Origin of the sequence: Anaerococcus hydrogenalis (assembly GCF_002871895.1) — a bacterium.
Lineage (GTDB): Bacteria > Bacillota > Clostridia > Tissierellales > Peptoniphilaceae > Anaerococcus > Anaerococcus hydrogenalis.
In genome coordinates this window covers 1-21,182 of sequence record NZ_PNHP01000008.1, presented here as the reverse complement: position 1 = coordinate 21,182, position 21,182 = coordinate 1, and the positions used below count along the sequence as shown (strand labels likewise).

Below are 21,182 nucleotides of genomic sequence, written 5' to 3'. Positions count from 1 at the left end.
GAATATATGTCAGACTATAAATTATTTGTAGGTAGTTTTTGTCCTCATTGTAGGAAGGTTGAAAATTTCTTGGATGAAAATGATATAAAAATTGATATTGTAAATATAAATGAAGATAGGGATGCCATGATGGAATTAATCCAAAAGGGTGGCAAAAGACAAGTACCATGCCTTTTCCATGATGGAGAATACATGTACGAATCAAATGATATAATAGAATTTTTACAAAAATAATTTTTTAAGCGTGTGTTTTTTAATGCACGCTTTTATTTAATTTAAAATTTACATTTTTATATTAATAAGAAAATTTTTAGTTGTAAAAATTAAAATACACTTTGGGTATAAAATAAAAAAGGAGAGTTTATGATAAAATTAATTGCAACAGATTGTGATGAAACGCTTTTGTCAAATGACAAAACAATTCATCCAAGAAATATAGAAGCTATCAAAAAAGCCCAGCAAATGGGAATAATAATTACAACAGCCACAGGCCGTGGTCCCTACCAACTTTTTGATATCTTAGAACAGATTGATAATGTGAAAGAAGACAGGTTTTCAGTGCTTTGTAATGGTGGAATAATAATGGATAATGTGACAAAAGAAATTGTCCATTCATCTCCAATTCATTATAAAAAAGCAGTAGAAGTTTCAAATTACTGCAGGGAAATTGGGGTCCATTTTCAAATTTATACCGACAAGCATTGTTATATATTCGCAAACGGAAATGAAGTTTCTGGAAATTATGATAAAAATGTATATAAGTTTGTCCAAAATGTAGAGGATATTAAAAATCTTGATAAGGAAATTATAATTAAAGTTATAATAAAAAATTCAAACCTAAACTACCTAATGAGCCTTGAAGAAGACATAGCAAGGATTTGCGATTGGGATGTAGCTATTTCTTATTCATCTGACACCTTTATGGAAATAAATAAAAAAGATGTAAACAAGGCCAGAGCCCTTGAAATCTTATGTGATCATTACAAGATAAAAATGGAAAACGTCCTAACCATTGGCGATAATTATAACGACAAGGAAATGTTAGAAGAAGCAGGATATTCTGCAGCTGTTCAAAACGCCCACCTTTTATTAAAAGATATAGCAAAATATACAACCTTGGCCACAAACGACCAAGGAGCTGTTGGTGAGGCTATAGAAAAATTTGTTTTAAACCAATAGAAAATACCCCAAAATCTTAAAAAGAATTTGGGGTATTTTTTTACCATACTGACTTTTCTTTTACAAAAAATTTATAAATTAAATAAGCTATTGCTCCAATAATTCCAAGAGGAATTAATAAAAAGAGGATAGGAAAAATTATAAATCCTCCACATATTAAAATCGGAATAAATAGGGCAAAAACTATAGAAAATAAAACTTTTATTATCTTAAATCCCAAGATTAGTCCAAGGATTGTTAAAATTATTTTTACAATTTTGTTTTTATTATTCATTTTTCCACCATCTATTTAAAAATATCTTCTTTCTTAATTAAAACTTTATATAGGAAATATATAAGAAGTACAGGTATCACTATTGATACAACAATATTAATTGCAAGACCTAAAAGTTTCAATACAATAACAGCAAAAAGAGCCATCAACAAAACTCTTAGAACATTTCTAGCTTGATCATTCATAATTTCCTCCCATCTTAATATTATTATACTTTATTTTTATATTTTTCAAGTTTCATATTAATATATTTAATCTTTTTTTCTTTTATTATTCATATATTAATTTTACTTTTAATTAAATAAAAACTAGCTATAAGCTAGTCCAAGATGTTGACAAAGTATGCAAATCCTCTTTCTAAGAATATCATACGTAAAAAATTGAATTGATTTCAAATTTAAAAATTCGTCAAAAATCGCACTCTATAATTTAAAGCAATGATATTTTATTAAATAAATTTACTTCAACTAAATCTTAATTCTTCGTTTTATTTCGAGGGATAAATATTAAAATCGTGCCACTGGCACAATTTTAAGCTATTTATCTATCATCGCCTTAGCGAGTTTGCGATTTTAGAATTTTAAAATTTAGAAATCAGCAATTTTTGAAGTCAGATATTCGTGCTTGAGGGTTTGTCTACGCTCTGAACTATCTATAAGCTAGTCTTCTATAGATATTTTTATATTTTCCTTAAAAGTCTTACAACTTTTTAGAATATAGGGCTTATTTATTTCTTTAGAAAAACTTGGCCCATTATAACAAGGCTCTAGGCACAAGTAATCTCCATTAAAATCTGTCCAAATAGCAAATTCTTTAAAATTTTCATTTTCTATTGAGATATTAAAATATTTGCTTTTTATACTAGCTTTTTTCTCTTTTAGAAAATACGTGTCTTCTAATCTTATATTTTCAAGGTCAAGACCTTTGATTTTAGAATTTTTGTCAATATAAAAATATGGGTGAAAGCCAGGAGCAATTTCCATGTCTTTTTTTGACTTATTTATTATTTCAAGATAAAGAAAAAGACTAGAATCTTTTAACTCATACCTTATTTTATAAATAGAATTTTCATACTCTCCCTTTCCATCAAGTTTTAAATCAATAAAATTTTCACCCCTATTTTCTACATCCCAAAAAGAATTTCTTCCAAAACCATGTTGGTCAAGATTTTTTATATCACTTTTTCCAAAATTTGGAAGGCAAGGATGCATTCCTCCTCTTGTTTTCAAATCACCCTTTATCTTTAATATAAGTTTTGGGAAAAATATAGGCTTATTATTTTTGCTAAATTTTTCTATGTAAGCTCCATAGAAATTTACTGTCATTTCTAGATTTTTTTCTTTTAATTTTATTTTCATATCTTTAATTTATCTAACAAAAAAAGACCAAGTAAAACTTGGCCTTAATTTCTTATCCTCTATGTGCAAGTTGGCCATCAAGAATGTAAAGGCCACCGTAATTTCCATTAATTCTTTCAAGTCTTGTAACAAGTTTACCGAAAGTATCTTCTTCTTCAACTTGTTCATCAACAAAACATTGGATAAATGAAATTACTCTTTCATCTCCTTCTTCTCTTGCAGCTTTTGCTATTTCATGAATTCTTCTTGTAACTTCTTTTTCATGGTCTAAAGCTTGTTTTGTTACATCTAATAGGTCTTCAAATTCTTCATTTGGAGCTTCCATTGCTTTGTATACTGGTTTAAATCCAACTTCTTGTAAGAATTTAGTCATTTTTTCAGCATGTTCAATTTCTTCTCTAACTTGTTGTCCAAACCAGTGAGCAAATCCTTCAAATTCTTCATCATCAGCATAAATTTGCATAGCCCTGTATTCATATGCTGATTGTAATTCAAAGTTCATTTGGTCATTAAGCATTTCTAGTAACTTTTCACTCATTATATTTTCCTCCTAAATAGTCATCGTACAATATATATACCCCATATATCATACATCCATTATCGATTAATTTTTGTATCACTTCTGTAATCTTAGAAGAGATCAAATCTATGGTTATAGAAGATTTTTTAATCGCCAGTCTGTTAGTCTCGACCAATTTTTCGTCGATTAGACAATTAAAAATTCCCACAAGCTTATCTCTATCACTTATATTAGTTTTTATTGTAACTGGTATTATATTATTTAATTGATCTTCATTTAAATTTTTTATTAGTAATACATCAGCCATAATTATCTCTCCTTATATAAAATTACCCAAAGAAAGATAAATATAACATTTATTTTAAATTTTTCTTCTCTTCCATCTCCCTATAAGAAAAGACACAACCACAATAATCTTGCCTGTACAACTTATATTTTTTTGAAAGATCTATAGAATCCTTGTAGCCATTTTTCTTTTTAAAATCAGAATACAAATATTTTATCCCATATTTTTCTTCCAAATTTTTTCCAATTTCATTAAGCCAAGCTGAGTTTTTGTAGGGAGAAATTGAAAGGGTGGTTGTAAAATAATCATAAGAATTTTTCTTGGCATAAATTGCAGACTTTTCAAGCCTTAGCTCATAACATTTATAACAAGACTCTCCCCCTTCATGGTCATTTTTCCTATCAGAAACATATTCATAAAAATCATTTGGACTATTTTCAGGAAAAATCACCCTAGCATCTAGGTCCATATCATTAACAAGCTCTCTTACAGTCTCCACTCTTTTTTCAAGCTCATTTGCAGGATAAATATTTGGATTATAATAAAAAATATCTATATCAAAATCTTCTCTCAAACGAGTCAATACACTAGATGAGCAGGGAGCACAACAAACTTGAAGCAAAAGCCTGGGCTTTTTTCCTTCCTTTTTTATATTTTTTATAATCTCTTCCATTTTCAAATTATAATTAATTTTTACCATAAATCACCTCAAATAAATAAATGTATAAACAAATAAATAAAACCAGATCCTATCATTAAAATTATAGGATCAATTTTACTTTTTCTAATTAAAATAAGCATAAGAATAAATAAAATCACCATAGAAAAATCAATATTTCCCAAAGATACTTTATTTATATCAAAAAAAGCAGTCTTTAAAATATCAATTCCTGCAGCCAAAATCATAGATACAACAGCTGGCCTTAAAAATCCCAAAACACCTTGCATGGTATCAAGATTTCTATACTTACTATAAAAATATGAAATAGAACCCACAATAATAAAAGAAGGCATTATACAACCAAGGCTTGCTACAATTGCCCCCCAAATTCCAAAAACTCTCATACCAACAAAAGATGCAGAATTAATAGCAATAGGCCCTGGAGTCATTTGGCTTATAGTAATAAGATTATTAAACTCAGAAATACCCAGCCAAGAATTTGCATTTACAACTTCTTCTTGAATCAAAGGAAGGGCAGCATAGCCTCCTCCAAAAGAAAAAAGTCCTACCTTAAAAAAACTTATAAATAAATTAAGAAGCATGATTACCCCCATAAAAAGAATAAATAATACCAAAAATAATTAGACCAAGAATTATATAAATAATATTTACATGCAAAAAAACATTGAGGATAAAAGAGATTATAAAAATTCCATAAATCAAAAATCCCCTACCAACAATAACTTCCTTGGTCATATCTATAACTACATTTATAATCAAAGCCCCAACGCCCGCCTGCATTCCCTTTAAAATTAAGGCAATATACCTATTAGAAATAAAAGCATCATAAAAATAAGAAATTACAGAAATAATTATAAGAGGAGGAATGACAGTGCCCAAAGTGGCAACAAAAGCTCCAATAAATCCAAATATTTTATAACCTACAGAAATAGATGCATTTATAGCAACAGCCCCAGGAGATGATTGGGCAATAGCTGTCATATCGAGCATCTCTTCCTTATTAATCCATCCCAATTTTTTTACAAAAGTAGTGTCCATCAAAGATAAAATTACATAACCCCCACCAAAAGTAAAGGCTGACAAATACAGGGTATGTAAAAATAGTTTAAATAATTTTTTAAAATCCATATGAAAATCCTTTCTCCTTACATTTTACTATTTTTTTCTTAAATAGTTATGAGAAGCTACTTTATATAAAAAAAACAAGGAAAAATCCTCGTTTTTTATATTGGTGAAATCGCTAAGTTATTTACCATTTCTCTATAAAATTCATTTTCCCTTAATAAGTCTTTATGACTTCCTTTTGAAATAATCTTTCCCCCATCCATAAAATATATTAAGTCACTATCAACAATAGAGCTAAGTCTGTGAGCTATAAAAGGATAATTTATAAGATTACTATCCAATTGTTTTTTTCATCACTAAAAGCAGAGATGGTAAAGCCTAGCTTTTGTGCTGCCTTTACTAGACCCATTCCATTAGTTCCCTTGCTATCAGTTTTTGCATATTGACGAATTCTAACTATATCTTTATTTCTACCATAAAATTTACATACTGTAGCTAAGCATGCAGCAGCACAATCAGTGGAATCTTTTTGTCTAACAGATGGATATTTCATTATATGTCCCTTTTGTTTAAATGTGTACTTGAAATTATATACATCAAAATACCTAGTATAAATATAATAATTATTCCTTTAGTAAAGGTAAAATAATCATTTATCGGAGTATTTAAAAAATTAGATATATTTGCATAAGGTAGGAAAGTATATGATATTATTTTTGAATCCACTTTTAAATCTATAAGTTTATTTGATAATGAAAATCCTAAAAGAAAATACAAGATAGATATAATCCTTGAAATTAAAGAATTTTTAGAAATTTCTGTCAAAGCAAAAGTAATTATAGATAAAAATATCGCAGTTATTAACCACAAGGCAATATTTATTAGGCTATGTACTAAATAAGTATGTTCGTAGACATTGTGACTAAAATAAAATACAGTCTTTTTAAATCCACCTTCAAATCCATAAAACAAGCCACCAGCAATGAAAGTGATAAGACTAGATACTGCTATTATAGCTACAACACTAATAAGTAAAGCGATTATTTTAGTATTAAAGCTATAAAATCTTGAAAATTTTTGACTATATATATAATCCTCCATCTTATTTTCTATCTCTAGACCATATAATTTTGATGATAAATATATAATAAAAATAAGTACGGCTATATTAATATAGTTAGATGTATAATTTAGGTATTCATAGCTACTATGACCTTTCACTGGAGCAATGTCATTATCTATTCTATACTTTAATATATCATTATTCATTTTGACCTTGTCTTTACCAACAACATCTTCTAAAGTTTTGTTAGCTTCTATTTGAACTTTAGCCTTATCTTTCCAAGTAGAAGCTGAGTTCATTTTTTCTTCAATTTTTATATCTTCTTCATTATCTGTACTATCAGTATTAAAAATCCATAAAACAAGAGCATTTGAAACTAAAATAATTAAAAAAAGCGAAATAATATTTTTAAATTTAAATAGCTTTGATATTTCAACTGAAACTAGCCTTAAAAAATTCTTTATATCTCTCATAACTTCTCCTTAAAATTAGCCTTATCTTCATTTATTAGCTTCATATATTGATCTTCCAAATCATTGACATTATCGCTTTTTCCTAAACATTTACCCTTGTTCATAAATATAGCCCTATCACATACTAAACTCATCTCAGATAGTATGTGGCTAGAAATTAAAACTGTCTTACCTTCTTTATGACATATATCTTTTAAAAAATTTCGTAAATCTCTAATACCTTCTGGATCTAGACCATTTGTTGGCTCGTCTAATAGGATTAAATCTGATTTTTTTATTAAAGTCATGGCTATTGCAACTCTTTGTCTCATTCCAAGAGAACACTTTTTTATCTTTTTATCTAAATAATATTCAATATCTAATTTTTTTATTAGATTAATCACTTCTTCTTTACTAGTATCTGCATAGACCATGGCTATTTTCAGATTATCCTTAACAGTGAAATTTTCATAAAATGAAGGCTCACCTACCATGCCTGCCACATGAGTTTTATCTAACAATTTTCTATCACTCGCTTCATGAATGCTTATTTGTCCTGTATAATTATATAGCCCTAAGAGACACTTAAAAAGTGTAGTCTTCCCAGCTCCATTAGGGCCTAAAAGTCCTACAATATTTCCTTTTGGAATCTTGGCTTTAAAATTTTTAAGCACTTTTTGTTTTGAAAATTCTTTTGATACATTATCAATAAAATAATAATTTTCAGCTTTCATATTAATAACTCCTTTTTTGTATATGTTTTAAAAAATAATAACCCTACAAGAGCTCCTACTCCAACTAAAACTATGGTAACTAGAATAGGAAATTCTATAGTTGTTACTTTTAATACGTTTTTGTCAAAAAACATTTTAATAATTGGAAATTTAACAGATACTAAAATAATAATAGTTGATAAGATATTCTTTGATATATGTAAACATATCGAAATCAGTATATTCTTACTATAATAAAATAGTATGCATGAAATTACTCCATCCACAAGACATGACCAAAACAAAGGACTACCTAGTCCATGAATAAAAGCAAATAAAAATGATGACCAAACAATTCCATATAATTTCCCAACTTTACTCTCGAAAAATATATTTAAGTAATAACGATAGAATAACTCTTCATATATCGGGCTAATAACAATAGTACTAATAAAATTATCTCCATTTGAGTATTTATAAATTTTTGATATATCTATCTTCTCCCCAATCATATCACCTAAAGTTGTGTAACTACCTAATTCATTATATTTTAGAGTATATTGCCATGATTTAAATCTTTCTACTAGAATATAAACCGCCAATGTAAATAGAAATATCAATAAAACTTCTTTTATATTAATTTTTCTAATGCCATATCCATTTTTAATAGAAGATGGCAATTTCTTATAAATTAAAAGCATAATCATGATTTCTATAATCATAAAAAATGTATCAATATTTGAACCTATACTATTATTCGAAAGTAATCTCATAATATATGATTTTATATCCTGGTAAATAAATCCTTTATATCCCAAGAATATAACAAAAAATATCAAAGGGTATAAAATTTTTATAGGAATAAAAAATATTTTTTTCATAAATTCTCCTTAAATTAAACATATGGGAAGCGAGAAATAAATCGAATTCTAATATAAAAACTTAATTATTTTTCCAGCCGTCTTTAAATCCTCTTATTAAATCTCCTGCTTTATTATTTACAAAATCTTTAGCTTCTTCATAAATTTGAAATGGGTCGAAACCACCTTCTACTTTTTTAGTTCTTTTTCTGTTAGTTTTTTCATAATTTTCTCCTTTTAAAATTTATAAATTAATAAAACTATAATATTTAGTATATTAACCCCTAAAGTAATCTATTGCTCCCTTAACCTTATCTGATGTCCAATTCCAAGCTTTTTTAGCAGCTGAACCAATTTTATAACCAAAATCATAGTCCTCTTTATCTCCACCATTAACCAAATAAAGATCTTTTTCGTGTAATAATTTCAATTTTTTCTCCTTTATTTTCTTATTTTCCGCTTAGCATAAATTTAATATCATTAGAATTAATAAATATTTTGACACCAAATTTTCTTAATGACTTAAGTAATTTAAAAAATACTTATAATCTTCTTCACGATATGTAAGTTATATGTATTAATGTAACAATCCTTTTAGAAATTATCATTTAAAAAAAGAAGAATCAACACCCATTTGTGTTGATTCTTATAGATTATATTTATTTATAATAATTTTTTATTTAGTTTATATACATCCACTTATTTCACTTAATAATAAAGCTTTATTAAAATTTTGTTGTGAAAGCCTATAATTTGCCAGTTTATATAAAATTAACCCTTTTAAATAATATATCATATTTAAAAAAAATAATTTACTTGAGAATCTAGTTTCTATAATGCTTATATTACATATGCTAAGGGCTTGAGTAAGTCTTCTTTTCTATAGTAATAAAGTGCAAGGTAAAATGTATAGATGTAATAAATATCATTTGACTTGTCAATATTATCGAATATATATCTAATTATTAAACCAAATAATTCTATTTCTCCAAGCCTTAGCTTGCTTATAGCTAGGCCTAGGAGTATTTTGAGGGAAAATTCACTATATTTTATTTCTTTAAATTTATCCATATTAAAATCTGGATGGACATATAAAAGCGCTGTAATAAATTCTTTATGTGAAAGGTTAAAATCTAGACCTTTGATAAGCTCGGCTACTCCTTTATAGTAATGTTTACTTGCTTGTATTTCATTGATATGTACTTCTTCTGCTATAAGTCTATTATTGATGTCATTTAAAAGAAAATCAGAATTATCAATAAAGCCATAATATATTAAAATTCTTACTTTTTTCCTAATTTCTATGAGCCTATCACAATTTTTTTTATTTTCATTAAGTAACAATTGTAAATCCACATCTAAATTCTCACATAAAGAATATAAGGTCGAGATTCTTGGATCATTATCTTCCTTTTCTATCCTACGAATTGTCTCTTCTGATATATAAGTTTTTTCTGCTAATTCTTTTCTTGTAATGTTTTTTTCTTCTCTTAATTTTCTTAATTTTTTTCCTATATGACAGCAATATTGCAAAATAATTCCCCTTTTTATTTAATAGTATTACAATTTATAAAATATAATGATAAAAAAAACTAATCTAATACTTATTTTACTATATCTTTGATATTTTACCTAACAATGTAATTTTTTCTTTATTAAAATAAGCAATAAAAATAAGCACAAAAAAACAAGGAATAAAAATTCCTTGTTTGTAAAATACTTCTTATCTTTTTGAGAATTGTGAAGATTTTCTTGCTTTCTTTTGACCGTATTTGTATCTTTCTTTTTTTCTTGGGTCTCTTGTAAGAAAACCTGCTCTTTTAAGAGCTTGTCTATAATCAGGATTTACTTCAAGTAAAACTCTAGCTATAGCATGTCTAATAGCTCCTGCTTGTCCGTTAAATCCTCCACCTTGTACATTAACTTTGATATCATAATTTGATTCATTTTCTGTTAATTTTAATGGTGCTTTTGCTATGATTTTTAATGTATCATATGAAAAATAATCATCAAGATCTCTTCCATTAACTTTTATTTCACCGCTACCTGGTCTCATTGTAACTCTTGCTACTGAAGTTTTTCTTCTACCTGTAGCTTGATATATAATATCTGCCATCTATAGTCCTCCTTACTTTAAGTCCAAAACTTCTGGGTTTTGTGCTTGGTGATCGTGATTTTCACCTACATAAACTCTAAGTTTTTTGGCCATTTGTCTACCTAATTTGTTGTGTGGAAGCATACCTATTACAGCGTGTTCTACTATTCTTTCAGGATGTTTATCCATCATGTCTTTGTAAGAAATAGTTTTTAATCCACCTGCATATCCAGAATATCTTTTGTATTCTTTTTGGTATTCTTTGTTTCCAGTAAGAACGACTTTTTCAGCATTTACTACTATTACATAGTCACCTGTGTCCATGTTTGGAGTAAATGTTGGTTTGTGTTTTCCTCTAATAATTGCTGCAACTTGGCTTGCAAGTCTACCTAAAACCATGTCTGTTGCATCAACTACATACCATTTTGGTTCAATTGTTGACTTTGTTGGTACATATGTCTTTTGATTTTTCATCAAGTTCCTCCTTAAATATTTTTGCCTATCTATTTAGACACCGCTCGGATAGGTGGCGGCTTTACTCGTCCTGACATTTTTTAATCGCCCTCAGGATCTGCGATTATGTCAAAAGTATTTGGAACTTTTTTCATACTAATTAATGATACACTGAAAACACGCTTTTGTCAACTATTTTTCAAGCTTTTCTACGAAAATTTCAGCAATTTTATCATATAAAAGCAATGATTTTTTTACTAAATTAATTTCTATTTCATTTTCTTCAAAAACTTTCTTGTAGGAATTTTTCTTATCCCCTTCTATGTCTTTGGCAACATGGTTACCTACAATAATTAAAAAAGGAATTACCCTTATCTTACTTATATTTTTTTCTTTAAATTCATTAATCAAATCATCAAATTTTCTATCTTCAAAACTTGAAAAGTATAGGTTTTTATCGGAATTTTTTATTTTTTCTTGAAATTTTTCAAATTCTTCTAGGCTTTTTCTAGGACTTCCATGAAAAATTACAAGACTTGGGTCATTTTCTCCAAGCTCTTCTAGAAAATCTAAAATTTCTTCATTATTTTCTTCTTCAAGAAGAGCCTTGGTGAAGGTAAAATTGAAAAATCCGTCTTCGTTTAATTGATCAGCTTTTTTCATCACTTTTTCATATTCTATACCCCTTAGGACATAGGCCATCAAAAATCTTACATCTTTTATATTTTTCTCCCTACACTCACTTAAAATCTCATCCAAATCTTGGCAAAGGTCCTTATATTCTACTTTTTTTCTAATCTTATCGCTTGCCATATAAGATTTTACAAAAGAGTCCTTATATTTTTCTTCTACTTTATTTTTTAAAAAACCAATAGCTTCCTTCTGATTTTCTACTTTACTTGTTCCGTGATTTACTATTATTGTTGCAAATGTCATTTTAATCTCCTAATTTTTTATACTTTTCTTTTATATCAAAGGCATGGTTCATTGGTCCTGAGCCTTTTCCTAAATCTAGCATATCCAAAAGGGCATTTGATAAATATTCTTTTGCCATTTTTATTGAATTTTCCATATCAAATCCTTTGGCAAGGTTTGCTGCAATTGCTGATGAAAGGGTGCAGCCTGTGCCATGAGTATTAGGATTATCTATTCTTTTTCCCTTAAACCAAGTCCCTCTTCCATCTTCAAATAAATAATCATTGGCATCATTTAAAGAATGTCCTCCTTTTAAAAGAGTTGCACACTCAAATTTATTTGAAATTATTTGAGCTGATTTTTTCATATCATCAACAGTTTTTATTTTCATATCTGATAAAATCTCTGCCTCTGGAATATTTGGTGTAAGAAGGTCAGCTAGGGGCAAAAGTTCTTTTTTTAGGCTATCTATGGCCTCATCTTTTAATAATTTTGACCCACTAGTTGAAACCATAACTGGATCTACAACTATATTTTTAGCCTTTCTTTCTTTTAATTCTTTAGCTATTACAGAAATTAAGGAAGAATTTGAAACCATACCAATTTTTATTGCATCTGGATATATATCGTCAAATATCATATCAAGTTGATCTTTTAAAAAATTTTCGTCTACATCCAAAATATTTGAAACTCCGGTAGTATTTTGGGCTGTAAGGGCAGTTATGGCACTTTGGGCATAAACTCCATTTAAGGTCATAGTTTTTAAATCTGCTTGTATTCCAGCTCCTCCTGAACAGTCACTTCCTGCAATCGTCAATGCTTTTCTCATAGATTATTCCTTTCTTCATTACTAATTTTTATCATAGGCTAATTATAGGCTATTGTCAATTTTCTTTAGACTTTGGGGAGATTTTTGCAAATGATCGCCTGCTTTGATATAATTTATTCAAAATAATATATAAGGAAGGTTTTATGCTAGCTGTTTTTGTAAATTTTATTTTAGTTGGGATTTTAGGTTTTTTGGGATCTAAAATAGGCAATAAGTTTTCTGAAAGTTTGAGAAATTCTATAATGAATTTTTTGGCTGCAGCAATTATTGTTATTGGAATAAGGTCATCAATGAAGGGGGATATTCTTGTAATTATCATCTCTGTTGTCCTTGGTTTAATAATTGGTGAATTTTTAGGTCTTGATAAAAAATTAGATAATTTATCATCAGCTATTGAGAAAAAATATATTAAAGATTCTAATACAAATTTTTCTGAAAGTTTTTTAAATGCAAGTATCCTTTTTTGTTTTGGGGCTATGGGAATAATCGGTTGTATTGAAGCAGGAGTTACAGGTAATGACCAAGTTTTGATGGGAAAAGCTTTAATTGATGGGGTTGTGGCATTTTTCATGGCCCAAAGTATGGGAATCGGCGTTTCTTTCTCATCCTTTTCTATATTAATCTTCCAAGCTCTCTTGGTTCTTCTTGCTGGATTTTTAAGTCCTCTTTTGGGAGAAGAGGTAATAAATAATATTTCAGGAACAGGAGGTCTTACAATTATAGTAATAGGTCTTTCCCAGTTAAAATTAGTAGATTCAAAAATAGCAAATATCCTACCAGCCCTTGCAATACCAGTAATTTATGGCTTAATTTCAGGTTTATTTTAAAATAAAAAATGACCTTTTGCAAATGATAAATAATCATTTTGCTCAAGGTCTATTTTTTACTCATAATATTTTCCAATCCCATATAAGGGTAAAAATAAACTTGAAAAAAATAAAATTGTTGACAAAATAAGGTGTGTAGAATTTTCAAAATTAAAAATGATTGGAAAAATAACCATACTTCCTATAATCCAAATTCTTAAAAACTTTAATATTGGCTTCCAATTTTTGTTTGAAAAATATACTCCAACTACATTTATTCTGAAAAATCCCTTACTAACAAAGGATATTTTGTTTTCATCATAATAACTTGGCAGCCTTTCATCAATAAGTAAATACAAATATATTGAAAAAATCACTCCCAAGATTCCTATAGTAAGAAAGTTATTAATATCATACTTAAATATCCTATAAAGAAAATAATATTCTATTCCTATAAAGATAAATGCAAAAGCCAAAAACACAGCTCTATTAATTTTTTCTTTTCCCTTATTTATTTCATCTTCTTTATTAATTTCTACAATTTTTTCCAATAAATTTTCAATCTTTTGACTATCTTCTGCTTTTTCCTCCCTTGATTCAAGCAAATTTACAAGTTTTACATCCAAGATTTTTGCCAAGGGCATCAAAAGAGAAATATCCGGCAAAGACTTACCTCTTTCCCATTTGCTCACAGCTTGAACACTTACATATAATTTCTCAGCAATGTCTTTTTGAGTCATGTTTTTTTCTTTTCTTTTTTTACAGACAAATTCCCCAAAATCTTTTTTATTAATTTCTTTCATATCTGCCTCCTTTAGAAAAATTTTAGCCTAGATAATTTTATAGTCAAGAAACTATTGGTTTAAAAACTATCAACTCTTAGTTTAATTGTTCATTTCCCAACCTTATTTATAAAAAAGACTGTTGCAAGACTATATATTCATAACTTAGCAACAGTCATTAGTAACTTTATTTATTTCTCAAATTCCTATAAGTTGATGGATACAAAATTAATAACATTGGAAATATTTCCAGCCTTCCCAAAAGCATGGCAATGGTTAGGACAAATTTTGAAAGTTTGGACATTTGCTCAAAGGTTGTGATTGGTCCAAAGGCTCCCAGACCTGGTCCTACATTATTAAAGGTTGTAGATACTGCAGCAAAGGCAGTCTCAAAATCATTCATATCTATTGAAACTATCATAAATAAAACAATAAAAATCAATATATAAATTACCAAATATTTCGAAACAGATCTTTCAGTTTCATTATCAACTTTTTTTCCATCCAGCCTATTTATGGTGATTTTTCTTGGGTTCATTGACTCTTTTATTTGGTTTATTCCACCCTTTACCAAAATTACAAATCTTGAAACTTTGAGTCCTCCTGCAGTCGATCCTGCACATCCACCTATAAACATTAGCATTATAATTACAGATTTTGAAAATAAAGGCCAGCTTCCAAAATCAGCTGAAACATAACCTGTAGTTGTAATTATTGATGATACAGTAAAAATCGAATTTACCAAAGAATAAATTGTATTTTTATATATGGAAACAATATTTGAAAAAATTAAGGCTGATGAAATCAAAATTATTGCTATATACCATTTTAATTCCTCACTTTTTACAGCTTCCCTAACATTTTTTGTAACTGCATAAAAATAAATATTAAAATTCACTCCAAATACTGCCATCATTACGGCAAGAACCACTTCAATATACCTAGAATCATAGGCCCCAATGGAAATTCCCTTATTAGAAAATCCACCAGTTCCCGCTGCCCCAAAGGCGTGAATTACAGATTCAAATAAATTCATCCCACCAAAAAGAAGAAGAATTACAGTAATAATAGTCAAAACAATATACATTCCATATAAATTTCTTGCTGTATCTGATAATTTAGGTGTAATTTTTCCAAAAGTTGGTCCTGGAACCTCACTTTTCATCAAAAGTGATGATTCTTTGTTTGAATTTGGTAAAATTGCAAGGGTAAATACCAAAATTCCCATTCCTCCTACAAAGTGAGAAAGCGACCTCCAAAAAATTATTGAATGAGGCAAAAGTTCCACATTAAGAGCAACAGATGCCCCAGAAGTTGTAAATCCTGAAACCATTTCAAACAAGGCATCAATATATCCATTATAATTTGACTTGGTCAAAAATAAAGGAATTGCCCCAATAAGAGAAAATAAAACCCAGGTTGATGCAGTTATAAACATAGCTTCTTTTGTGTATAAATGGGACCTATTATCCCCTCTTTTACTTAAAATAATTCCCAAAACAAGAGAAATTATTATAGGAATTACAAAATTTCTTATATCCTCAAAGCTTTCCCTATAAATAAGAGAAACTAGAAGGGGAAAGGTCAAAAGTCCTGAAAGAACTAATAATAATTTCCCAAGCGAATATTTTACAATCTTTAAATTCATACCTACTCCAATATATCATCTATTTCTTTAAAATCTTTTTGTTTGGTAACAACCATAACCCTATCGCCAAGCTCGATTGTACTCTCACCATTAGCAACCTCGATTTTACCACCCAAACTATCTCTAGAAATTCCCACTATAAGAGTATTAGACTTAACATTCAAATCTTTTAATTTCTTACCTGTAACTTTCGAATTTTCAATTACTGTAAAATCAATAGCCTCAACCCTATCATCAGAAAGCCTAAATAAGTTTGAAATAGATTCTCCCCTAGAATTTTCCTTAGACCTTAAAAGCCTTGAAACAAAAAATGAGGCTGATTTTTTTGGAGTTACAGTTGTATCAACATCAAGAATTCCTGTGATTTTTAACAATTGAGTCCTATTTACCTTGGCAATTATCTTATCAATTCCTCTTTTTTTAGCAAGAAGGGAAATCAAAATATTTTCCTCATCAATTCCTGTTAGGGCCACAACAGCATCATAATTTTCAATCCTAACCTCATCTAAAATCTCAGGATCTGTCCCATCAGCATTAATAACATCACAATCAGGAAGATTTTCAGAAAAATCCATGGCCCTTTCTTTATTATTTTCCAACACAGTAACCTTAAAATTTCTTTTAAGCAAAAGTCTTGAAAGATATAAGGCAATGGCTCCTCCACCAACAATCAGAACATTTTTAATATTTTTCCTATCATCAACTTGCTTCTTATAAAAAATATCAATATCTTCCCTAGGACCTGCCACATAAATCTTCTCGCCAACTTCTAGTATATGATTACCATTTGGTATAACAACCTGGTCATCCTTCTCACCTATAACTATAATAGTATTTCCCAAAAGTCCTTCTGAATTAACCTCCATCAAAGACTTATTTTTAAGCTTAGAATTTTCATCAATCTCAAGCTCAATCAAAATAACCTTAGAATCCAAGAAATTTTCCACATTAACAGCATAAGTATATTTTAAAGTTCTTTGAATTTCCTTAGCAGCAGAAAATTCCGGATTTACAAGCCTATCAACCCCCATAGTCTTTCTCATAAACTCATCATCCTTAATATATCTTGGATCACGTAGCCTAACTATGGTAGATTTGGCCCCTTTTTTCTTAGCAATCATAGATGAAATCAAATTAACATCATCATTAAAAGTCATGGCAATAAAAGCATCACATTCATCAACATTGGCCTCTTCAAGAACATCAAGATCCCTACCATCTCCCAAAATTCCCATAACATCATTAGAAGCCAAAAGCCTTTCCAAAACATCCTTATTTTTCTCTATAACTAAAATATTGTGCCCTTCATCAGAAAGTTGGCTAGTAAGATAAGACCCAACCTTACCAGCCCCTACAATAATAACATTCATAAATCCTCCTAAAAGTAGAAATAACTAGTACCATTGTATAATAAGTGGGGAAAAAAACAAAGTTTATAAAAAACTAAACAAAAAAATAGAAATTCAAATTGTATAAACAATAAGAATTTCTACTAATAAATTTTTAAAACTCATCTTGACTTAAATATTCATAAGCATAAAGGGCGTACATCATAGCCCCATTTTTTAAAACTGACTCATCAACATTAAAATCAGAAGCATGGTTGAAATTATGGGTCTTTGGATCAGAATTTCTTGCCCCAATCATACCAAAAGATCCCTTTACTCCCTTAACTCCATCATATCCTGTTAAATACAAACCGAAATCTTCACTTCCAGAAAATCTAATATCTTTATCGACATTTTCTTCTCCCACAATTTCTGCTGCAACCTTTTGGGTTAGTTTTCCACTATTCTCATCAATAACAACAGGAGCTGCTCCCAAATTAAAATCAATCTCAACCTCGCCCCTGTACATCTTTGCAACTTGATTTGCATACTCAATCAATCTCTTTTCAACAAAATCTACGCTATCTTGAGTAAAGGCCCTAAAACCTGCCTCAATATAAACATCACCACAAATAGAATTTGCAACCTCACCACCGTGAATTTTTCCAAAAGTTAAAACAACAGGCTCTTCGGCCAAGTCAATTTCACGAGAAATAATAGCTTGAGAATTTAAAATAAAAGTTGCTGCCATAACCATAGCATCAACGCCCTTTTGAGGAGTAGAACCGTGGCTTGTAAGGCCTTTAAAGTGAATGTTAAAAAAGTCATTAGCAGCAAAAGTTTGACCATAAGTAGCCCCCAAAACTCCAGAATCAAAAGAAGTAAAAATATGGGCACCAAAAGCATTATCTACCCCATCCAATACACCATCTTTTACCATAGACTTGGAACCTTCACCCGTCTCTTCACCTGGTTGAAAAACAAAACGTACAATTCCATCAAGCTCATCCTTAACCTCATTTAAAGCCTTCAAAGCTGTCAAAAGCATAGCAGAATGAGTATCATGACCACAGGCATGAGAAATACCCTCATTTTTAGACTTATAAGAAACATCATTAGTTTCCAAAATAGGAAGAGCATCAATATCTGCTCTTAAAAGCACAGTTTTTTTATCACTTTTTCCCTTAATCTCACCAATTATTCCTGTAGGATTAGCAAACCTATAAGAAATTCTCATTTCATCAAGAAAAGATGCAATAAACTTACTAGTCTCAAACTCCTTCATAGAAAGCTCAGGATTTTCATGCATCTTCCTTCTAAAATCTATCATACTTTCTTCATTATCTAAAATAACTTTCTTAATTCTATCCTTAACCATAAAATATCCTTTCAATTTAAAATCTAATTAACTTATTAATATATACCCAAAAGAACAATATATAATTTTCTTATTTAGGAAAAAAAGCTTAAAACTAAATGATTTAAAAAAGTAAAAATAAAAATAATTAAAATAAAAATTAAAGATAAAAATAAATTTAAGCAAAAGAAAAGCACCAACTTTTGTTGGTGCTTAATCTGGTGGGCCTCCAGGGACTCGAACCCTGGACCTACCGGTTATGAGCCGGGCGCTCTAACCGACTGAGCTAGAGGCCCAAACAAAACCTTATAATTTTTAATAAAAAAATTTTATGAAATAAATTCATAATTAGGTTTGTTTTTGGTGGACCTGAGTAGACTCGAACTACCGACCTCACGCTTATCAGGCGTGCGCTCTAACCTGCTGAGCTACAGGTCCATATATAAAATTTAAATGGCAGGGGTTACAGGACTTGAACCCGTGACATCCGGTTTTGGAGACCGACGTTCTACCAACTGAACTAAACCCCTACTTAAACCTCTCAATTAAGAAAGAGATTTATTTGGTGCCCAGAGGCGGAATCGAACCACCGACACGGGGATTTTCAGTCCCCTGCTCTACCGACTGAGCTATCTGGGCATATGGCGGAGAAGGAGGGATTTGAACCCTCGCATCCCTTTTGAAAGGATCTACTCCCTTAGCAGGGGAGCCTCTTCAGCCACTTGAGTACTTCTCCAAAAAGTCATTGTATTGACTTTTTTTATTTGGCGGAGAGGAAGGGATTCGAACCCTTGTGAGCCGTAAGACTCTAACGGTTTTCAAGACCGCCCCGTTATGACCGCTTCGGTACCTCTCCATATATTGGTGACCCATCGGAGATTCGAACTCCGGACACCTTGATTAAAAGTCAAGTGCTCTACCGACTGAGCTAATGGATCAATCTAGAAATACAGTGGCTAAAAATAACTTTCTTGCCTATTTAGCTTGCCAGTATAACCACTAAATAAATATTAAATAATATTAATGGTGACCCATCGGAGATTCGAACTCCGGACACCTTGATTAAAAGTCAAGTGCTCTACCGACTGAGCTAATGGATCAAATTGGCTGGGATAGCAGGACTCGAACCTACGCATACCAGAGTCAAAGTCTGGTGCCTTACCGACTTGGCTATATCCCAACATGGCGCGCCTGGGAGGAGTCGAACCTCCGACACACGGATTAGAAGTCCGTTGCTCTATCCAGCTGAGCTACAGGCGCTTATGGAGCGGGTGAAGGGAATCGAACCCTCGCAACCAGCTTGGAAGGCTGGGGCTCTACCACTGAGCTACACCCGCAAATTGGTGGGGAAGAGCGGATTCGAACCACTGAAAGCTAAGCTAACGGATTTACAGTCCGTCCCATTTGGCCAACTCTGGAACTTCCCCAAAATTTGTATTTCTTGCAATAAAAATATAGCAAATATTCAATTTTATATTCTCAATAAAATTGGAGCTGATGATAGGACTTGAACCTACAACCTATTGATTACAAATCAATTGCTCTACCAATTGAGCTACATCAGCACATTGGATCTCTTCTGAAATCCAAATGGCGACTTAGATGGGATTCGAACCCACGACCTCTGCCGTGACAGGGCAGCATTCTAACCAACTGAACTACTAAGCCATAAAATAAGTATAAAACTTATTTTGATGGTGGAAGTAACAGGGCTCGAACCTGTGACCCCCTGCTTGTAAGGCAGATGCTCTCCCAACTGAGCTATACTTCCAAAATGGTGACCCTACCGGGATTTGAACCCGGGATACCGCCGTGAAAGGGCGATGTCTTAACCGCTTGACCATAGGGCCTTATTAATAATTTTATAAACAAACATACAAAAAGTATGGTTGCGGGAGTAGGATTTGAACCTACGACCTCCGGGTTATGAGCCCGACGAGCCACCAAGCTGCTCCATCCCGCGTTATTGGTGCCGAGAATCGGAATCGAACCGATACGGTGTTTGACCACCGCAGGATTTTAAGTCCTGTGCGTCTGCCAGTTCCGCCACCCCGGCATTTGGCGCTCAGGGTGGGGCTCGAACCCACAACCTACCGGTTAACAGCCGGGTGCTCCACCATTGAGCTACCTAAGCACATATAATATGTAATAATTATAAAATATTAAAATTGTTTTGTCAAAAAATCTTACAAATTTTGTGAAGATATAATCTTCACAAAAAAGTAAGTTTGGCAACTACCTAGTCTCCCGGGAGGTCTCCCTCCGAGTACCATCGGCGTTAGAAGGCTTAACTTCTGTGTTCGGTATGGGAACAGGTGTATCCCTTCTGCCATCGTCACCATATTTTTAATATACTGTTTTAACCTAATTTTCTATTCTCGCTTCGCTGCGAGTGCTCCGCACGGGTCCTCTATGAGCCGGACGGGCTTATTAATAGCTATAAATATTTCCAGTCAAGATATAAAGTTTAGTATCCATTAGCTTAATACATTACTGCACTTACACCTTGGACCTATC

Annotated in this window: 25 protein-coding genes, 19 tRNA genes and 1 rRNA gene; 3 read left to right on the top strand and 42 right to left on the bottom strand. The window is 30.6% G+C overall.

Annotation, left to right across the window (positions count from 1 at the left end; translation table 11 throughout):
* Positions 1-6 precede the first annotated feature (6 nt).
* Both CJ192_RS08980 and CJ192_RS08975 read left to right on the top strand, forming a co-directional pair.
* Positions 7-234, top strand: a complete 228-nt coding sequence (locus tag CJ192_RS08980; RefSeq protein ID WP_004816980.1) for a glutaredoxin family protein — start codon at positions 7-9, stop codon at positions 232-234.
* A 129-nt stretch (positions 235-363) separates the two neighbouring features.
* Positions 364-1,179, top strand: a complete 816-nt coding sequence (locus tag CJ192_RS08975) for a Cof-type HAD-IIB family hydrolase (protein ID WP_102198515.1) — start codon at positions 364-366, stop codon at positions 1,177-1,179.
* Positions 1,180-1,219: 40 nt separating this feature from the next.
* Here CJ192_RS08975 and CJ192_RS08970 read toward each other — a convergent pair whose 3' ends face one another.
* From CJ192_RS08970 to thiD, 18 genes are all read right to left on the bottom strand, one after another.
* Entirely contained in the window at positions 1,220-1,453 is a 234-nt protein-coding gene (locus tag CJ192_RS08970) for a hypothetical protein (protein ID WP_004814425.1), read from the bottom strand.
* Between the two features lie 11 nt (positions 1,454-1,464).
* The gene (locus tag CJ192_RS09330; RefSeq protein WP_004814426.1) at positions 1,465-1,638 is read right to left on the bottom strand and encodes a hypothetical protein; all 174 of its coding nucleotides are present in this window, start codon (positions 1,636-1,638) and stop codon (positions 1,465-1,467) included.
* 474 nt (positions 1,639-2,112) lie between these two features.
* The gene (locus CJ192_RS08965) at positions 2,113-2,811 is read right to left on the bottom strand and encodes an aldose epimerase family protein (protein WP_102198514.1); all 699 of its coding nucleotides are present in this window, start codon (positions 2,809-2,811) and stop codon (positions 2,113-2,115) included.
* Positions 2,812-2,863: 52 nt separating this feature from the next.
* The gene (locus CJ192_RS08960) at positions 2,864-3,349 is read right to left on the bottom strand and encodes a ferritin (protein ID WP_102198513.1); all 486 of its coding nucleotides are present in this window, start codon (positions 3,347-3,349) and stop codon (positions 2,864-2,866) included.
* The gene (locus CJ192_RS08955) at positions 3,342-3,638 is read right to left on the bottom strand and encodes a hypothetical protein (protein ID WP_004814429.1); all 297 of its coding nucleotides are present in this window, start codon (positions 3,636-3,638) and stop codon (positions 3,342-3,344) included. Before CJ192_RS08955 ends, CJ192_RS08960 begins: the two co-directional genes overlap by 8 nt.
* Positions 3,639-3,687: 49 nt before the next feature.
* Complete coding sequence (locus CJ192_RS08950; RefSeq protein WP_004816945.1) at positions 3,688-4,317, bottom strand: epoxyqueuosine reductase QueH; 630 nt, start codon at positions 4,315-4,317, stop codon at positions 3,688-3,690.
* Positions 4,318-4,325: 8 nt separating this feature from the next.
* Positions 4,326-4,880 carry a chromate transporter gene (locus tag CJ192_RS08945; protein ID WP_081456701.1) on the bottom strand — a complete coding sequence of 185 codons (555 nt, stop codon included), beginning with the start codon at positions 4,878-4,880 and terminating at the stop codon, positions 4,326-4,328.
* Positions 4,870-5,427 carry a chromate transporter gene (locus tag CJ192_RS08940; RefSeq protein ID WP_004816962.1) on the bottom strand — a complete coding sequence of 186 codons (558 nt, stop codon included), beginning with the start codon at positions 5,425-5,427 and terminating at the stop codon, positions 4,870-4,872. Before CJ192_RS08940 ends, CJ192_RS08945 begins: the two co-directional genes overlap by 11 nt.
* A gap of 259 nt (positions 5,428-5,686) precedes the next feature.
* On the bottom strand, positions 5,687-5,917 hold the full coding sequence (locus tag CJ192_RS08930) for a cysteine peptidase family C39 domain-containing protein (protein ID WP_102198511.1): 231 nt from the start codon (positions 5,915-5,917) through the stop codon (positions 5,687-5,689).
* Positions 5,917-6,900 (bottom strand): DUF2705 family protein, encoded by a 984-nt coding sequence (locus CJ192_RS08925; RefSeq protein ID WP_102198510.1) that lies wholly within the window; start codon positions 6,898-6,900, stop codon positions 5,917-5,919. Before CJ192_RS08925 ends, CJ192_RS08930 begins: the two co-directional genes overlap by 1 nt.
* A complete protein-coding gene (locus tag CJ192_RS08920) occupies positions 6,897-7,613 on the bottom strand; it encodes an ABC transporter ATP-binding protein (protein ID WP_102198509.1) in 717 nt (238 codons plus the stop codon). The genes CJ192_RS08925 and CJ192_RS08920 overlap by 4 nt, the downstream gene beginning before the upstream one ends.
* Positions 7,610-8,473, bottom strand: coding sequence for a CPBP family intramembrane glutamic endopeptidase (locus tag CJ192_RS08915; protein WP_102198508.1), 864 nt, complete (start codon positions 8,471-8,473; stop codon positions 7,610-7,612). The genes CJ192_RS08920 and CJ192_RS08915 overlap by 4 nt, the downstream gene beginning before the upstream one ends.
* A gap of 256 nt (positions 8,474-8,729) precedes the next feature.
* Entirely contained in the window at positions 8,730-8,882 is a 153-nt protein-coding gene (locus CJ192_RS09325) for a hypothetical protein (RefSeq protein WP_180960904.1), read from the bottom strand.
* Between the two features lie 410 nt (positions 8,883-9,292).
* Positions 9,293-9,985 (bottom strand): helix-turn-helix domain-containing protein, encoded by a 693-nt coding sequence (locus tag CJ192_RS08910; RefSeq protein WP_180960903.1) that lies wholly within the window; start codon positions 9,983-9,985, stop codon positions 9,293-9,295.
* Between the two features lie 190 nt (positions 9,986-10,175).
* Positions 10,176-10,568 (bottom strand): 30S ribosomal protein S9, encoded by a 393-nt coding sequence (gene rpsI, locus CJ192_RS08905; protein ID WP_004814442.1) that lies wholly within the window; start codon positions 10,566-10,568, stop codon positions 10,176-10,178.
* Positions 10,569-10,580: 12 nt separating this feature from the next.
* Positions 10,581-11,021 carry a 50S ribosomal protein L13 gene (rplM, locus tag CJ192_RS08900; protein WP_004814443.1) on the bottom strand — a complete coding sequence of 147 codons (441 nt, stop codon included), beginning with the start codon at positions 11,019-11,021 and terminating at the stop codon, positions 10,581-10,583.
* A gap of 171 nt (positions 11,022-11,192) precedes the next feature.
* Positions 11,193-11,936, bottom strand: a complete 744-nt coding sequence (locus CJ192_RS08895) for a sirohydrochlorin cobaltochelatase (protein WP_102198506.1) — start codon at positions 11,934-11,936, stop codon at positions 11,193-11,195.
* Between the two features lies 1 nt (position 11,937).
* Entirely contained in the window at positions 11,938-12,744 is an 807-nt protein-coding gene (gene thiD / locus CJ192_RS08890; RefSeq protein WP_102198505.1) for a bifunctional hydroxymethylpyrimidine kinase/phosphomethylpyrimidine kinase, read from the bottom strand.
* Positions 12,745-12,887: 143 nt separating this feature from the next.
* Here thiD and CJ192_RS08885 point away from each other — a divergent pair, with 143 nt between their 5' ends.
* Positions 12,888-13,571: a DUF554 domain-containing protein gene (locus tag CJ192_RS08885; RefSeq protein WP_102198504.1), complete on the top strand. Its 684-nt coding sequence runs from the start codon at positions 12,888-12,890 to the stop codon at positions 13,569-13,571.
* Between the two features lie 56 nt (positions 13,572-13,627).
* On the opposite strand, the gene CJ192_RS08880 is transcribed toward CJ192_RS08885, so the two are convergent.
* The 24 genes from CJ192_RS08880 to rrf all read right to left on the bottom strand — a co-directional run bounded on the left by CJ192_RS08880 (position 13,628) and on the right by rrf (position 21,008).
* The gene (locus CJ192_RS08880) at positions 13,628-14,353 is read right to left on the bottom strand and encodes a helix-turn-helix domain-containing protein (protein WP_102198503.1); all 726 of its coding nucleotides are present in this window, start codon (positions 14,351-14,353) and stop codon (positions 13,628-13,630) included.
* 166 nt (positions 14,354-14,519) lie between these two features.
* Positions 14,520-15,980: a TrkH family potassium uptake protein gene (locus CJ192_RS08875; RefSeq protein ID WP_102198502.1), complete on the bottom strand. Its 1,461-nt coding sequence runs from the start codon at positions 15,978-15,980 to the stop codon at positions 14,520-14,522.
* Between the two features lie 2 nt (positions 15,981-15,982).
* Positions 15,983-17,350 carry a Trk system potassium transporter TrkA gene (trkA, locus tag CJ192_RS08870; RefSeq protein ID WP_004817037.1) on the bottom strand — a complete coding sequence of 456 codons (1,368 nt, stop codon included), beginning with the start codon at positions 17,348-17,350 and terminating at the stop codon, positions 15,983-15,985.
* 133 nt (positions 17,351-17,483) lie between these two features.
* A complete protein-coding gene (locus CJ192_RS08865) occupies positions 17,484-18,686 on the bottom strand; it encodes a M20 metallopeptidase family protein (protein WP_102198501.1) in 1,203 nt (400 codons plus the stop codon).
* A gap of 198 nt (positions 18,687-18,884) precedes the next feature.
* Positions 18,885-18,961: transfer RNA gene (locus tag CJ192_RS08860), tRNA-Ile, on the bottom strand.
* A gap of 65 nt (positions 18,962-19,026) precedes the next feature.
* Positions 19,027-19,103, bottom strand: a tRNA-Ile gene (locus tag CJ192_RS08855).
* A 16-nt stretch (positions 19,104-19,119) separates the two neighbouring features.
* Positions 19,120-19,195, bottom strand: a tRNA-Trp gene (locus tag CJ192_RS08850).
* Between the two features lie 33 nt (positions 19,196-19,228).
* Positions 19,229-19,304, bottom strand: a tRNA-Phe gene (locus tag CJ192_RS08845).
* A gap of 3 nt (positions 19,305-19,307) precedes the next feature.
* Positions 19,308-19,401 (bottom strand) — tRNA-Ser (locus CJ192_RS08840).
* A 29-nt stretch (positions 19,402-19,430) separates the two neighbouring features.
* Positions 19,431-19,521, bottom strand: a tRNA-Ser gene (locus CJ192_RS08835).
* 6 nt (positions 19,522-19,527) lie between these two features.
* Positions 19,528-19,603, bottom strand: a tRNA-Lys gene (locus tag CJ192_RS08830).
* Between the two features lie 86 nt (positions 19,604-19,689).
* Positions 19,690-19,765, bottom strand: a tRNA-Lys gene (locus tag CJ192_RS08825).
* A 4-nt stretch (positions 19,766-19,769) separates the two neighbouring features.
* Positions 19,770-19,845: transfer RNA gene (locus CJ192_RS08820), tRNA-Gln, on the bottom strand.
* 3 nt (positions 19,846-19,848) lie between these two features.
* Positions 19,849-19,925, bottom strand: a tRNA-Arg gene (locus tag CJ192_RS08815).
* 3 nt (positions 19,926-19,928) lie between these two features.
* A tRNA-Gly gene (locus tag CJ192_RS08810) sits at positions 19,929-20,002 on the bottom strand.
* A gap of 4 nt (positions 20,003-20,006) precedes the next feature.
* Positions 20,007-20,092 (bottom strand) — tRNA-Tyr (locus tag CJ192_RS08805).
* A gap of 62 nt (positions 20,093-20,154) precedes the next feature.
* Positions 20,155-20,230, bottom strand: a tRNA-Thr gene (locus tag CJ192_RS08800).
* Between the two features lie 26 nt (positions 20,231-20,256).
* Positions 20,257-20,333: transfer RNA gene (locus CJ192_RS08795), tRNA-Asp, on the bottom strand.
* A gap of 27 nt (positions 20,334-20,360) precedes the next feature.
* Positions 20,361-20,436 (bottom strand) — tRNA-Val (locus CJ192_RS08790).
* 4 nt (positions 20,437-20,440) lie between these two features.
* Positions 20,441-20,515 (bottom strand) — tRNA-Glu (locus tag CJ192_RS08785).
* A 36-nt stretch (positions 20,516-20,551) separates the two neighbouring features.
* Positions 20,552-20,628, bottom strand: a tRNA-Met gene (locus CJ192_RS08780).
* Between the two features lie 4 nt (positions 20,629-20,632).
* Positions 20,633-20,721, bottom strand: a tRNA-Leu gene (locus tag CJ192_RS08775).
* 3 nt (positions 20,722-20,724) lie between these two features.
* Positions 20,725-20,799: transfer RNA gene (locus CJ192_RS08770), tRNA-Asn, on the bottom strand.
* Between the two features lie 92 nt (positions 20,800-20,891).
* Positions 20,892-21,008: ribosomal RNA gene (rrf, locus tag CJ192_RS08765) — 5S ribosomal RNA — on the bottom strand.
* Positions 21,009-21,182 lie beyond the last annotated feature (174 nt).